The sequence below is a fragment of the Paenibacillus hubeiensis genome, from assembly GCF_032334105.1.
Classification (GTDB): Bacteria; Bacillota; Bacilli; order Paenibacillales; family Paenibacillaceae; genus Paenibacillus; species Paenibacillus hubeiensis.
The window spans coordinates 793484-808364 of record NZ_JAVYAE020000002.1; the positions used below are offsets into that span (position 1 = coordinate 793484).

General features: G+C 47.8%; 13 protein-coding genes and 1 pseudogene. 9 read left to right on the forward strand and 5 right to left on the reverse strand.

Features of this window, described 5'->3' with window-relative positions:
• Positions 1 to 16 precede the first annotated feature (16 nt).
• The 5 genes from iolB to fba are packed head-to-tail and all read left to right on the forward strand — an operon-like array spanning position 17 to position 5597.
• Positions 17 to 838: a 5-deoxy-glucuronate isomerase gene (gene iolB / locus RSX24_RS10035; protein WP_343260476.1), complete on the forward strand. Its 822-nt coding sequence runs from the start codon at positions 17 to 19 to the stop codon at positions 836 to 838.
• A gap of 21 nt (positions 839 to 859) precedes the next feature.
• The gene (gene iolC / locus RSX24_RS10040) at positions 860 to 1849 is read left to right on the forward strand and encodes a 5-dehydro-2-deoxygluconokinase (RefSeq protein WP_236412863.1); all 990 of its coding nucleotides are present in this window, start codon (positions 860 to 862) and stop codon (positions 1847 to 1849) included.
• Positions 1850 to 1886: 37 nt separating this feature from the next.
• On the forward strand, positions 1887 to 3800 hold the full coding sequence (iolD, locus tag RSX24_RS10045; protein ID WP_343260477.1) for a 3D-(3,5/4)-trihydroxycyclohexane-1,2-dione acylhydrolase (decyclizing): 1914 nt from the start codon (positions 1887 to 1889) through the stop codon (positions 3798 to 3800).
• A 30-nt stretch (positions 3801 to 3830) separates the two neighbouring features.
• Positions 3831 to 4697 (forward strand): sugar phosphate isomerase/epimerase family protein, encoded by an 867-nt coding sequence (locus tag RSX24_RS10050; protein WP_236412866.1) that lies wholly within the window; start codon positions 3831 to 3833, stop codon positions 4695 to 4697.
• 27 nt (positions 4698 to 4724) lie between these two features.
• The gene (gene fba / locus RSX24_RS10055) at positions 4725 to 5597 is read left to right on the forward strand and encodes a class II fructose-1,6-bisphosphate aldolase (protein WP_343260478.1); all 873 of its coding nucleotides are present in this window, start codon (positions 4725 to 4727) and stop codon (positions 5595 to 5597) included.
• 76 nt (positions 5598 to 5673) lie between these two features.
• Here fba and RSX24_RS10060 read toward each other — a convergent pair whose 3' ends face one another.
• The gene (locus RSX24_RS10060) at positions 5674 to 6426 is read right to left on the reverse strand and encodes a DeoR/GlpR family DNA-binding transcription regulator (RefSeq protein ID WP_236412868.1); all 753 of its coding nucleotides are present in this window, start codon (positions 6424 to 6426) and stop codon (positions 5674 to 5676) included.
• Positions 6427 to 7156: 730 nt separating this feature from the next.
• Entirely contained in the window at positions 7157 to 8011 is an 855-nt protein-coding gene (locus RSX24_RS10065) for a helix-turn-helix transcriptional regulator (protein ID WP_236412869.1), read from the reverse strand.
• Positions 8012 to 8209: 198 nt separating this feature from the next.
• Here RSX24_RS10065 and RSX24_RS10070 point away from each other — a divergent pair, with 198 nt between their 5' ends.
• The 4 genes from RSX24_RS10070 to RSX24_RS10085 all read left to right on the forward strand — a co-directional run bounded on the left by RSX24_RS10070 (position 8210) and on the right by RSX24_RS10085 (position 10802).
• Positions 8210 to 8773, forward strand: a complete 564-nt coding sequence (locus RSX24_RS10070) for an NAD(P)H-dependent oxidoreductase (RefSeq protein WP_343260479.1) — start codon at positions 8210 to 8212, stop codon at positions 8771 to 8773.
• A gap of 387 nt (positions 8774 to 9160) precedes the next feature.
• Positions 9161 to 9346, forward strand: coding sequence for a response regulator transcription factor (locus tag RSX24_RS10075; protein WP_438286785.1), 186 nt, complete (start codon positions 9161 to 9163; stop codon positions 9344 to 9346).
• 236 nt (positions 9347 to 9582) lie between these two features.
• Positions 9583 to 9975 (forward strand): MerR family transcriptional regulator, encoded by a 393-nt coding sequence (locus RSX24_RS10080; RefSeq protein WP_343260480.1) that lies wholly within the window; start codon positions 9583 to 9585, stop codon positions 9973 to 9975.
• Complete coding sequence (locus RSX24_RS10085) at positions 9972 to 10802, forward strand: NmrA family NAD(P)-binding protein (protein ID WP_343260481.1); 831 nt, start codon at positions 9972 to 9974, stop codon at positions 10800 to 10802. The genes RSX24_RS10080 and RSX24_RS10085 overlap by 4 nt, the downstream gene beginning before the upstream one ends.
• 153 nt (positions 10803 to 10955) lie before the next feature.
• Here RSX24_RS10085 and RSX24_RS10090 read toward each other — a convergent pair.
• The 3 genes and pseudogenes from RSX24_RS10090 to RSX24_RS10105 all read right to left on the reverse strand — a co-directional run bounded on the left by RSX24_RS10090 (position 10956) and on the right by RSX24_RS10105 (position 14699).
• Positions 10956 to 12309, reverse strand: a pseudogene (locus tag RSX24_RS10090) (IS3 family transposase).
• 684 nt (positions 12310 to 12993) lie between these two features.
• Complete coding sequence (locus RSX24_RS10100) at positions 12994 to 14031, reverse strand: sensor histidine kinase (RefSeq protein WP_343260482.1); 1038 nt, start codon at positions 14029 to 14031, stop codon at positions 12994 to 12996.
• On the reverse strand, positions 14028 to 14699 hold the full coding sequence (locus tag RSX24_RS10105; protein WP_343260483.1) for a response regulator transcription factor: 672 nt from the start codon (positions 14697 to 14699) through the stop codon (positions 14028 to 14030). The genes RSX24_RS10100 and RSX24_RS10105 overlap by 4 nt, the downstream gene beginning before the upstream one ends.
• Positions 14700 to 14881: the final 182 nt, after the last annotated feature.

Sequence of the window (14881 nt, forward strand, 5' to 3'; positions counted from 1 at the left end):
CGGGAGGGATTCATACGTGGTCAGTCATCTTCTGCGCAAGCCTAATTCAACACAGCAGGAAGGCGTTGTCACAATCGTTCATCAATTGATGACGCAAGACACCGAACTGGAATACGTCGGCTTCAAATTGATTGACCTCCAAGCGCAAGGGCGCTATGAAGAGTCGCTGACGGATCAGGAATGCTGCATCGTTGCCTTGACAGGCAAGATTACCGTTACCGAAGGAGAACATGTTTTTGAAGGCATAGGAACGAGAATGGACGTTTTCGAGAAGAAACCGACAGATAGCGTATTCGTATCCGGCGGCAAAAGCTTCGCGATCAAAGCGGCGTCCCAAGCTACCGTTGCTCTGTGTTACGCGCCTGCGCTGCAGCCGCTTCCCACGAAATGGATCAAAGCAGGGGAGGTCGGCGTCGAGCATCGGGGAAAATATCAGAACAAACGCATGGTCCACAATATCCTGCCTGATCATGATCCGACTGCGAGCAGCCTTCTTGTGGTGGAAGTCTATACGGAGGGGGGCAACTTCTCCAGCTATCCGCCCCACAAGCATGATCAGGATCGGCTTCCGCATGAATCGTTCCTGGAGGAGACCTACTATCATGAAATCGATCCGCCTGCCGGTTTTTTGTTCCAGCGGGTGTACACGGATGACCGAACGCTGGATGAGACCATGGCTGTCGAGCATCGGGACGTGGTGATCGTGCCTGCCGGATATCATCCGGTTGGTGTGCCGGATGGATATACGTCGTACTATTTGAATGTTATGGCAGGCCCCCAACGGATATGGAAGTTCCACAACGACCCGGATCATGAATGGATTCTGGATCGCAACTAACCGAAAAGGAGCGGAAAGAGCATGAACAGTGGAACAAGCGGAGAAAAGAAATATGATTTGATCGCGATCGGAAGAGCCTGCATTGACCTGAATGCTGCAGAATACAATCGCCCGATGGAGGAAACGATGACCTTCGTCAAGTATGTGGGAGGCTCTCCGGCCAATATCGCGATCGGAGCGTCGCGCCTTGGACTCAAAGCTGGCTTTATCGGCAAAATTGCCGATGACCAGCATGGCCGCTTTATCCGGAAATACATGAGTGACGCCGGAATCGATACGTCCCGGCTTGTCGTTGACCAGGAAGGGCATAAGACAGGCCTTGCTTTCACAGAGATCAAGAGCCCCGAGGAATGCAGCATCCTGATGTACCGGGACGACGTAGCGGATTTGTATTTGCGACCGGAAGAAGTGGACGAGGAATACATCAAACAGGCGGGCATACTGCTGGTCTCCGGTACGGCGCTGGCTCAAAGCCCTTCCCGGGAGGCGGTCCTCAAAGCTGTTCGGTTGGCTAAGCGGAACGGGACGAAAGTCGTTTTCGAATTGGACTATCGTCCCTACACGTGGAAAAGCAAAGAAGAGACGTCTGTGTACTACTCGCTGGTAGCCGAACTATCGGACATTGTCATTGGAACGCGCGATGAATATGACGTGATGGAAGGCCAAGAAGGCGGAATCAACGAAGATACCATTCATGCGCTGTTCGGTCATCGACCGGAAATCGTGGTTATCAAACACGGGGTCGAAGGCTCCTATGCCTACACCAAATCCGGCGACGTCTTCCGTGCACAGGCATACAAGACGAAAGTGCTCAAGACGTTTGGTGCCGGCGACTCGTATGCTTCGGCATTCCTGTATGCCCTGATCTCCGGCAAGGACATCGAGACCGCGCTGAAATACGGCAGCGCTTCGGCATCCATCGTGGTCAGCAAGCACAGCTCGTCGGAAGCGATGCCAACCGTTAACGAGATTGAAGCACTGATTGCCAATCAGCCTGTCATCCATTCCTGATATCAGGATAACACTTCAATAAAGGTGGAGTTGAATCATGGGCAACAAGATCAAAATGACAACAGCGCAAGCATTGATCAAATTTCTTAACCAGCAGTACATTCATGTCGATGGTCGAGAGACCCCTTTTGTCGAAGGGATATTCACCATCTTTGGCCACGGCAACGTACTGGGGATCGGTCAGGCGCTGGAGCAGGATGCCGGTCATCTGAAGGTGTATCAGGGCAAGAACGAGCAGGGCATGGCTCACGCGGCAATCGCTTATGCCAAGGAAACCTTGCGGCGAAAAATATATGCGGTATCCACCTCATCGGGCCCGGGATCTGCCAATCTGGTAACAGCCGCCGGTACGGCACTTGCCAACAACCTGCCTGTGCTGTTCCTGCCTGCGGATACGTTTGCAACAAGGCAGCCCGACCCAGTTCTGCAGCAGATCGAGCAGGAATACAGCATGGCCGTCACGACCAACGATGCGCTGCAGCCGGTGTCCCGCTATTGGGATCGCGTGACGCGTCCGGAGCAGCTGATGAGCGCGTTGATTCGGGGTTTCGAGGTACTGACCGACCCGGTCAAGAGCGGACCTGTCACCATCTGCATTTCCCAGGACGTGGAAGGGGAAGCGTTCGATTTCGACGAGACATTCTTTCAGAAGCGCGTTCACTATTTGGATCGATTGCAGCCAAGCGAACGGGAGCTGCAAGCCGCGGAGCAGCTGATCCGCAGCAGCCGCAAGCCGCTGATTCTGGTCGGCGGAGGCGTAAAATACTCCGGAGCGAGAGAAGAAGTGATCGCGTTCTCCAGGAAATACGATATTCCCCTGGTAGAGACGCAGGCAGGCAAATCCGCCGTCGAGAGCACGTTCGAGAACAATCTGGGCGGAATGGGGATTACAGGAACACTCGCAGCAAACAAAGCCGCCCGCATAGCCGATCTGGTCATTGGCATCGGGACCCGCTATACCGATTTTGCCACTTCCTCCAAGACGGCGTTTGATTTTGATCGCACGAAATTTCTGAACATCAATGTGAGCCGAATGCAGGCTTACAAGCTGGATGGCTTACAGCTGGTGGCTGATGCGAAGGAAGCGCTGACCCAACTGTATGACCGGCTGGAAGGGTACATCAGCGAATTCGGACCGATTATTCCAGAGCTGCAGCAGGAATGGGCCGATGAACGCTTACGTCTCTCCAAAGTGGAATTCAAGCGTACAGGCTTTGTGCCAGAGGTCAAACAGCACTTCACCCAGGAGACGATGAATGAGTATGCCGATGCACTGGCATCGGAATTGCCGCAAACGACGGCACTGATTGCCATTAACGATACGATTGACAAAGACAGCATTATCGTGTCGTCCGCCGGTTCGCTCCCGGGAGATTTGCAGCGGCTTTGGAAGTCGGAAGTGAGTAACACGTACCATTTGGAATACGGGTATTCCTGCATGGGATATGAAGTATCGGGCGCGCTCGGCATCAAGCTGGCGAATCCCGACCGCGAGGTATATTCCATCGTAGGCGACGGCAGCTTCCTTATGCTGCACTCCGAATTGGTCACGGCGATCCAGTATCACCAAAAAATCAACGTCTTGCTGTTCGACAACGCCGGCTTCGGATGCATCAACAACCTGCAAATGGATCATGGCTCAGGAAGCTATTACTGCGAATTCAGAACACGGGATAACCGGATCATGAACATTGATTACGCCAAGATCGCGGAAGCGTATGGAGCAAAGGTCTACCGCGCCAACACCGTGGAAGAGCTGATAACGGCCTTGGAGGATGCAAAGAAGCAGCCGAATTCCACCTTGATCGAGATGAAAGTGCTGCCCAAAACGATGACAGATGGCTACGATAGCTGGTGGCATGTCGGAGTGGCAGAAGTATCGGAACGAGAGGGGATACAGCGTGCATACCAGCGGAAGGTAGACATGTTGAAAAAATCGAAGCAGTATTAAATCCAATACAGGCAAAGAGGAGGAACAAGCATGAAGCTGGCATACGATCCGACGCATTTCAGGGATTCCCTTTCGATGGAAGAGATGATTTTCAAGGTCGCCGATCTGGGCTATGAATATATCGAGCTTTCGCCTCGCGAGGATTTCTGTCCATTTTACAAATATCCCAAGGTGGATAAAGCGAAGATCAAGCAGGTCAAAAAATGGATGAGCGAGGCGGGCCTGAAATTTTCTTCCCTTCTGCCGCTGTACCACTGGGCTGGACCGGATGAAGAGAGAAGACAGGCGGCCGTTCGGAATTGGAAGCGTGCCATTGAAATCGCCGTTGAGCTGGACGTGGATTTGATGAATAGCGAATTCAGCGGCTCCAAATATGAACCCTTTATCTGTGAAGAGAAGTTTGTCAAGTCGATGGACGAACTGATCCCGGTCTTCGAGAAGGAAGGCATTCGCCTTAACCTGCAAGCGCATCCTTATGATTTTATTGAGACCAATACCGGCGCGATCGATATGATCCGTGCGCTTGATCGCCCATGGATCAAACTTGTATACTCCGTTGCCCATACGTTCTTCTATGATGACGGCGTAGGCGATATTGCCAAAATGCTGGATGAAGCGGGGGATCTCTTGGATCATGTGCTGTTTGCGGATACCTTTAACCATAAGGCCGCATACGGATTGCGCTACATTGTCAATCCGCCGGACGCCAAGGTGACGGTGCACCAGCATTTGAACATCGGTGAAGGCGACGTTGATTTTGATACATTGTTCCGCAAGCTGCGCGAGATGAAGTTTGATGGCATTGCTACGAATGCAGTGTTTGCATATAGCGACAAACCGGAAGAATCAAGCGCAATTATGCTGAAAAAAATGAAAGAAGGGCTGGGCCTCGGCTAGCAAAGAGAGTGATGGGAGGTGATGGTCATGCCCTTGGTATCCATGAAGGAAATGCTGCAGAAAGCAAAAGAGGAGAATTACGGTGTCGGCCAATTCAATGTAAACGGTCTATCCTGGGTTCATGCCATTCTGGATGCGGCGCAGCAGGAAGAGGCGCCGGTCATTGTAGCGGCATCGGATCGGCTCATTGATTTTCTGGGCGGTTACCGGACTGTTGCAGCAATGGTAAGTGTGCTGGTTGAAGAGAAAAAGATTCAGGTACCCGTAGCCCTTCATCTCGACCATGGCAAGACGGTCGAGAATTGTCTGCGCGCCATTGACGCGGGGTTTACTTCCGTCATGTTCGACGGGTCCCATGGTCCAATCGACGACAATATACGAGATACAAAAAAAGTCACAGCATATGCAGCCACCAAAGGCGTTTCCGTCGAAGCCGAGGTTGGCACTGTGGGCGGCATGGAAGATGGCCTGATCGGCGGCATCCAATATGCGGACCCGAATGAATGCAAACGGATCGTGGAGGAAACAGGCATTGATGCTCTTGCGGCTGCCCTAGGATCCGTCCACGGCAGATATGTCGGGGAGCCAAAGCTTGGCTTCGCAGAGATGGAAGTGATATCCGGAATGGTGGGTATTCCGCTTGTACTGCACGGCGCCTCAGGCATTCCGCGGCACCAATTGCAGCGAGCAATCCAACTGGGTCATGCCAAAGTGAACATCAACACCGAATGCGTCACAACTTGGTCTCATCAGCTGCGTAAGACTCTTGCAGCGGATACGGAAACAACGGAACCGCGGACCATTTTGACGCCTGCCAGAGCAGCCATTCGAGAAACGGTGCGCTCCAAAATCCGGGAATTCGGTTCCAGCGGCAAAGCGCTCAGCTTGAAAGCCAAATAACGGCCAACAAAAAAGCAGCACGTTCCATTCTGTGCCAAACAGAGGAATGGAACGTGCTGCTTTTGGGTTTCGGTCGTTATGGTGTCACGATGGTGATCCCGTGTTCTGATGCGTATTGCTGGTAGGTTATGTTTGGCACGCTATTGGTGATCAGGTAGTCAATGTCGCTGAGGGAACAGTACGTCGTGATCGCGTATTTGTCGAATTTGCTGTCATCAATCATCAGGTACACGTTCAGGCTCTTTTCCACAACCGTGCTTTTAATGTCGGTCTCCAGCGGAGACGAGTTGGTTACACCGTTTGTAATCGAAATCCCCGTGGACGCTACGAATGCTTTGTTAATATTATACTTCTTAAGAAGCTCGATGCTTTGGAACCCGACAAAAGAATTCGTTTTGCGTTCAAGCATGCCGCCGGTTGAAAAGATGGAAAGGGAAGGATACGGCTTGGCTTCATGAATAAAATCGAAATTGTTGGTGACAATCGTGAGCTGCTTGTGATGAATGTAGGGAAGAAGCTCCAGAGTCGTCGTACCCGAATCGACAAAAATAACGTCGCCGTCCTCCACGAACTGGGAAGCCAGCTTGCCGATTTCCTGCTTCTTGGTCAAGTTTTGGTCACGACGTTCATTGAAGACAACAAGCTTGGAATGATTGACAGATACCCCGCCGTACACTTTTTTTATTATTCCGGAATCTACCAGGGATTGAACATCCCGGCGAATCGTATTTTTGGATACCCCAAAATGCTCGACCAGTTCCTCAAGGGATACTGATTCATGCTCAAAAACGTATTCTTTAATCTGATTGATGCGTTGGGATTTGATCATTTGTTGATTCTCCTAATGATATTTTTAGTTAAACTTCTGATCAGAATGGTTAAATTCATTGTAATCGACGTGGGGTGAAAAATCCACATGGAATCACCGTCTACCGCACGGATCTCGGGGAGAAATCAGCAGATTGTAAGGTGCAGCTGATGTACCGGAATGGCTGAAGGGGACTTCTTTCGGAGTTTCAGGTTGGTTTCCATGATTTGTAACACCTTCTTAAATGTTTGCTGGGTTTCCCACGCACTTGAACTTAAAGTTTAAGGTCGGCATATACAAACGATTCTGATCGAATACAAACTAAAAAAGCAAGCTCTTCTTGATCAAAGAGTTTGCTTTTTTCTATCGAACCGCTAACCTACAACCCACGTTAAAATCGTTGTTGCAGCAAGCAATCAGTTTCGAGGGACAAGAACTTGTTCCTATTATCGATTAGGTATATATCTAATCGATATCTCGCTCTTCGATTCACTTAACTAACAGGCAGGATACTCTAAGATCAATCGTGGTGAACCTTATCATAGGTAAGGCGATTTTTGGCGCTACTGTAAGAGTGCTGAAGACCGCCCGATTCGGATGTTGGAAGAAACAAGAACAATCTCACCTACGAGTTGCTGACCATCAGGCTCAAGTGGATGAGATTGTCGTATATTAGATTAGTCAACAAAAAATTGCTATTCGAAAAAAAGCACCGGCCGTTTATAGGCCGGTGCTTAAACAACTTTGCTGTTTATTGCTTAACCGTCATTTCCTCCGCGAGTTGGGCTAGGCGCTCAGCCGAGCCATCCTGCAGATCAGGCGTATAAGCATGCAGGAACTGCCCGCTTCCGTTCTGAACTGGCAAGACAAGCGTTGACAGGTTCAGTAATCCAGCCCGCGGATGCGTAATCGCTTGCGGGTGCTTGCTCGTGCAACGAACCTCGTAGTTCTCCCACATGGTTGCAAACTCGGGGCAACTCTCCTTCATTTCCACGATGAACTCCGTATACCAAGTATCTTCGAGATTCTGGCTGTACATCACGCGGAAGTGGCCGAGGAGAGATGCAGCCAAGTCTTCCCAGTCGATGAACATCGTTCTGTAGGATGACAGCATGAATATGCGCCAGATCATATTGCGTTCGCGGCTGTTGGCCGTACCGAAAGGGCCGAATACCGAGAGAGCCAGACGATTCCAAGTTAGTACATTCATTTTCGCGTCGGTAATGTAAGCGGGGCAGAGCGGCATCTGATCCAATAAATAGTTCAGCGGAGAAGACACCGCGGGCTCCTCTTCCTTCGGAATGAAGGCGTTTTGGCGAGGATTTGCAAGGAAATGGAGATGGTGATGCTCATCTTGGTCAAGGCGAAGAACGCGAGCCAGACTGTCCAGCACCTGGTCGGAAACGTTGATATCACGTCCCTGCTCCAAAGAGGTATACCAAGGCAGCGAAATCCCGGCAAGCGCTGAAACTTCTTCGCGCCTGAGTCCTTTCGTTCGTCTTCTCGTAAATTCGGTGTGTGGCAGGCCCGCTTCTTCCGGCGAGAGCCGAAGCCGTCGCGTACGAAGAAATTGCCCGAGCTCCTGACGGCGTTGATCGTCGCTCATAGCAGAACGCTCCTTTCAAGCTGATACTCTCAGTATTAGGATTGCGAAATATAGAATCGCGAATAACGTTAGGGGGAACAATGATATAAACACAGTTCTTCTTGGATGAACCGAATCAAGTTAAGATAAAGCCATCACTTATTATGCTTCAATTTTAACACATTCACAAATCCAAAGAGATTAAAGGAGAAAATCATCATGAATAATATCTTAATTATTAACGGTCATCAGTTCTACCCCTATTCGCAAGGAAGATTGAATAAAACGTTGGTTGACGAGATGATTTCCAACTTGTCGGAAAAATACAACATAAAAACGACGGTTGTTCAAGACGGCTACGATATCAAAGAAGAACAGGAGAAATTCAAGTGGTCCGACACGATTATTTTTCAAACTCCAATTTACTGGTTCTCATTGCCTACGCTGTTCAAAAAGTATATCGATGAAGTCTATGAATATGGCGTGATGTTCCAAGGAGCCGAAAAGTATGGGCAAGGCGGACTGTTGAAAGGGAAGAAGTACATGATCTCCACGACTTGGAATGCTCCGGAGAGCGAATATAACAACTCGGAAGGCTTCTTCAAAGGGTTGGATTTGGAAGGGACATTGGAGCACATTCACGCTACTCAACGCTTCATTGGCATGGAGCCGTTGGCAAGTTTCAGCATCCACGATGTGATCACTAATCCGGATATCGAACAACATATCGCCAAGCTTCGCAGACATTTGAATCAAGTTTTCGCACTTGAACTTAAAGTTTAAGGTCGGCGCATATACAAACGATTCTGATCGAATACAAACGCAAAAAGGCAACCTCTTCTTGATTCCGAGGGGTTGCCTTTTTTTCTTTCGGACCACTACCGTACAAGCCACCTTAAAATCCATACAAACAACCAGCCCAAGCCAAGGATAAATCATAGTCAGATTGCCGATTTTATAAATACCTAAAGAAAGTGTAGAATACTTTGATGATGCTTCCAGTTGAATAAGTTCTACAACCTATTTCATTTTACTTTTGAAAATTAGGTGAAACTATCTATGACTGAGTGAACATCAACGAAATTGATTATTTTTAAATAGATCTTTAAGATAAGAGACATTGTCAGCGATGCTTTCCAGACGTTAGTAATTTAAGAGACTAGGATCAAAATGAACAAAGCAAAAATTCTAATCATTGAAGATGACGCACCTATTGCAGATTTACTTTCATACGGCCTTTCTATAGAGGGGTATCAAACACGTATCGCATCAAATGGAGCAGATGGAATACAAGCGATACAATCATTTCAACCTGATTTATTATCGAAGGACATGAACTTGTACCGATTGCCGTAATGGACAAGAACATGTTCCGATTTCCGATTAGATAAATATCTAACTGGATTTTAAAGCTATTCCATTAAACTAACGGGCAGTTTATTACAGCAAATATTACGAAACCGAACAACATCCTGCGAGTTATGACTGACTAATTGCCATCCCCTAAGGGGCTCTTTTTTATTTAATCTTTTTTCTTGACCTTTACATTAATGTGAAGCTTTATAATTAAGCTAACGTTCCCAATCGATGAGGTGATCATTTTGAAGATCGGAAAGGTAAGAAAAATAACTGGCGTTAGTGCCCGTTCGATTCGTTATTATGAGGAGAAAGGATTGATCAAAGCATCTCGTCAAGAAAATAATTATAGAGAATATGACGAAAAGGCGATCGAATCCATTAACACCATTCAGCTTTATTTAGGTTTAGGGCTGACAACTGACCAAATTCGGGACATTATCTTCTGTAGATTTCCTGAGCAACAGGAGCATAAAGATAAAGACGTCTATTGTGAGGAATTGCTGCTTATGTATCAGTCGAAAATGCACGAGATTGACCAACAATTGGATGCTTTAACCAAAGCGAAGTTCAATTTGGCTGAAAAAATCAATCGGATGGTGCAAAAACGGGAGGAGGATAATAAATGACTATATTAGTTGCTGGGGCAACGGGAACCGTAGGGCGGCATGTCGTGGACCAACTTCTTCAAAGGGGGCAAAAGGTACGTGCATTGACACGTAATCCGCAGCAAGCCAATCTTCCTCATGGTGTAGAGGTTGTCGCGGGAGATTTAAGTGATCCAAGTACGCTAGTCTCTGCGTTGGTTGGCATCTGCGGCATGCATTTAATTACAACAGGTGCCGAATATGCCCCGTTACAAACAGGACCAGAAATCGTTGAGCTTGCTGAGAAGGCCGGGGTGCGAAGGGTTACCGTTTTGTGGAACGGAGAGAAGGGCCCTTTTGAGAAGGCGGTTGAGTCAAGCAGTCTGGTGTGGACGCAGCTTCAAGCTTTTGAATTTATGGCAAACGCACGGAAATGGGCGAACTCTATACGCTCCGAGGGGGTTGTTCGAGACCTGTTCGGAGGATCACGGATTGCTCCTGTCCATGAAGCCGATATTGGAAGAGTCGCAGCAGTTGCACTTACTGGGGAAGGTCATGCAGGTCATATATATACATTAACAGGGCCTGAGAGTTTGTCGGTTCAAGATAAAGTTCGGATAATCAGTGAGGTTATTGGACGTGAAATTCAATTTATCGAAAGCTCTGAAGAAGAAGAACGTGAACAGATGAGGAAAATGGGTGTTCAGGAGGATGCAATAGATTACGTGATTCGTTGGCACCTTAATCCGCCTAAATCTGCTTATACCGTTATGTCGACAGTGGAGGAAGTAACAGGACACAAACCGTATACGTTCGCAGAGTGGGTTAAGGAGAATGCAGGATTTTTTATCAATTCGGATAACGCTTGAATCTATTATTTTTTTTAGACAGACGTGTCAGAGCATACATCGCTGGTAGCGATACGTTCAACGATTCGTTCTGAATTGTCGAGGGATAAGAACATGTTCCCATTGAAGTCGCTAATTTGATGTGACCCCCAAAAGTTAGACGCGGTGATTTCATCAGGCAGCTTTCTCAAAATGAGTTCGGTACTGTACCGGGCTCATTTTTATTTTTGCCTTCAACCGTTTGGTATTGTAGTATTCCAAATATTTTTTTAGTTCTTCTTTGAAATGTTCCACATTTTCAAACTCGTTGTAGTACAGAAACTCCGACTTGAGAATGCCGAAGAAGTTCTCTATGACGGCGTTGTCGTAACAATTCCCTTTTCGCGACATGCTTTGGAGAATGCCTCTCGACCTAAGCGCATGGCAATACGGCTTCATTTGATAATGCCATCCTTGGTCGGAATGAAGAAGAAGATGGTGCTCTTCCGGCAGACGCTTCAGCCCTTCATCCAGCATTTCGACACCAGAGAATACGTTGTGCGTGAACCCACGGTATAGGTGATAATCTCCCCGTTGAACAAGTCCAAAATGGGAGATAGATACAGCTTTTCTCCAAATAACTTAAACTCCGTGATGTCTGTCACCCACTTCTCATTGGGTGCCTCCGCCGTGAACTGGCAATCCAGATGATTCGGTGCAACTTTGCCGACGGTCCCTTTATATGACTTATACTTTTTCATACGAACCAGGCATTGAAGAGACATTTTCTTCATGAGCCGCTGAACCTTCTTGTGGTTCACTTTCCACCCACGGATCGCCAATTCATCACGAATGCGGCGATAACCGTAGCGTCCGTCATGTTCTGCGTAGATGGATTGGATCTCCGCTTCCAAATCGGCATTCGGATCTGGTTGGTTCATACGCTTAATGATGTTGTAATAGGTGCTTCGCGGGATACCAGCCAGTTGTACGAGTGCCAACACCGGATATTTATGCCTCAGTTCCCAGACGACTTGTGCTTTGTCCTGTTTGGTGATTTTCCCTTGTTTTGAACTAAGGCATTCAACTTTTTTAGATACTCATTTTCCATTTCGAGCTGCTTGATCCGTTCTTCGAGTGCTTCAACAGACCCTTCTACTACGGATCGTTTGGTAGATGAATTGGAATCTTTCTTCATGGATGGACGCCCCTTCTTTTTTGGCTCAAGGGCTTCTATACCGCCTGACTCCATCTTTCTCTGCCAGAAATACAACATGGAGAAGTCCGGGAGCTTAAACAAAGCAGCGGTATCCATGAGAGAAGCGTTGGATTGAGCTAAATGATTGAGTACGTCCAGTTTAAAGCTTGCCGTATAATTTGTATAGACGTTAGTAAAGGCAGACTCGCCATGCATTTCAAAGAGCTTCAACCAATATTGGAATTGGGACTTGGTAACGCCCATTTGATTTGCGTATTCCATCTGTGATAGAAGATCTGGGTCATACCCTTGAATTATCGTCAATTTCCTATCCTTCGTAAATTTAGTCATAAAAAAAATGCACCTCCAACTGTTAGAGTGTGTCTAACAATTGGGGTGCAGTTCAAAGTGACCGGGCTTTTTTTTATTGTTGCGCACGGGATCGCACACTTGTACATGACGTCGGCATGGTCTGCATTAGGAGCTATGCAGAACAAGGAAAGGCCTGCAGTTGTTTCCTGATATTCACACCCAACCGGAATAGCTGTTTTTTTCCAATCCCCATTGTTTTGAAAGGCTGACAACAGGCATATCAAGAAGCTGTAAAGGGAAAAGGCATTACCATGAGCATGTCCTGCAAGGGTGCGCACGCTGATAATGCCCCATCGAATCGTTTTATTCTACGATAAAGTCTGAAACGTTCTATCACATTCAAACAAAACTAAATAACCAGTCGCCGGTTCATTACCGGCTAAAGGCCTGGTGTACGCTGAACAAAAAGGCAGAATGTCGCTGATTTACTCCACAGACAAGGGGAAAGAGCTTCAACCGGATATCGAAGTTTGATCGGTACTCCAATATCATAGGAGAACAGACCGGGATAGAATTAACAGAGCAGCTGTTTCAGATAAGCAACCAATTGGAAGGTAAACATAAGTAGGGATGAACGGCATAAAAAACGCCGCCATTCTCTTGCGGGAGATTTAAGCGGCGTTACACGTTTAAAGCAGCCTTCAGCGTTCTCAGCAAGTAACGTTACACCTTTCCATAAATGCTACGCGATTTAGGGAAGCTGATCGCAAGCTCTGTATATTGGCCCGCTTCTGATCGCGCAGACAGCCGGTGCCCCAGCTTGCCGGCCATCTGGCTGGCCAAGTACAATCCCAAACCCGTTGATTTTGCGTCATTTCTGCCTGTTGATCCGGTGAAACCTTTATCAAAAATTCTTCCGAGGTCTTCCGGGAGGATTCCGATGCCGGTATCCCGAATCAAAAGCCGCTTCTCGCTTGGATTGTCCTCGAGGGAGCAGGTAACGGCACCTCCTTGGTTTGTATATTTCAAGGCGTTGGTGATGATTTGGTTGACGATGAATCCAAGCCACTTGGCGTCACTGTGAACCGCGTGTTCTTCTTCCCACATGGTAAACCGGATCCGTTTGGCAACGAATAGCTTGGCGTACTTGCGGACACATGCCCGCATGATCTGGTTCAAAGAAACCTCGGCGATCAGATAATCCCTCGAAAATGAATCGATCCGGGAATAATAGAGCGCTTGTTCTACATAATGATCGATTTTATTCACTTCATCCTCCAGCTTATACACGAGCTCCTCAGCCGACTTGCCGGCACTGTTTCTCATCAACAGATGGGCGGCCGTGATGGGAAGCTTCACCTCGTGAATCCAAGACATGATAAAGTCATGATAGTCCTTCCGCTCCTCATGGCACTTCCGCAAGGTATCCAGCTTCGCTTGATGAAGCTTTCTCGCCAAAGCTGTATACAGCCTTTGCTCATAACTGAGCGGTTTTGGTATGGCAGCGACCATAACGTCATCGCCGTTACCGCCGTTACCGGTTATTTCATTCAACGCTTGGTAATGCGCGTAGTTCCGGGCATATCCAACGACCAGATAGGCGGCCGTTAAGATCAAGCACCCGAGTAACGTGTAAAAAATATCTCCGACATCGTACGTTCCGGATGAACTAATCACCATCATTAAGGTTACAAACAGCATCATTGATGCGGCCAGTACGATCACATAACGTTTATCTTCCAAGTATCGAACAAAACTCATTTGATCATATACCCCTCACCCTTGATCGTTGAGATGAACCGGCTTTTACCCAAATCATCCAGTTTTTTTCGAATCCGCGTCATATTAACCGTCAAAGTGTTGTCATCCACAAAGCTTTCATCCTCCCACAAGCGACGCATGATGGTTTCTCTGCTAACGATGCTTCCTTTACGCTGCATCAGCAGATTCAGGATTCGGAATTCGTTCTTCGTCAGCTCCACCGATTGCTCCCCGCATAACAGCTTCCCATCATGCAGGTTCAGGATCAGGCCGTCGTGCTCGATCACATTCGGGACGGGATCGATATAGGAATAGGTCCTGCGCAGCAGCGCTTTGATTTTGGATATCAGGACTTCGTCATAGAACGGCTTCTGTATGTAATCGTCTCCGCCCATATTGATCGCCATCACCATATCCATCGGCGTATTGCGGGAGGAAAGAAAGATAATCGGCACGTTGGAGACATCCCTAATCCGGCTGCACCAATGGAAACCGTCATACACCGGCAGGTTAATGTCCAAAAGTACAAGATGAGGCTGTTCTATGGCATATCGTTCCTGCACCCGTTCAAAATCGTCACAAAGCACGGACTCGAATCCCCATTTCTGCAAGGTTTCCCCGAGCATTTCCCTGATCGTAGCATCGTCTTCCACGATCATGATCTTCACATATAATCCCTCCGATCCGGCACGGTTCATGTCATCCATTACATTATACCTTTGATACGAAAAGCAAACATCATCGCTATGGACAAGGTTACAAAAATGTAAGCCTGCTCAATGATTTCGTAAGTCAGGAGTAAGGCTGCGCGTTACAAACGGTGTTATGATACCAGGGAATGATTACCTGG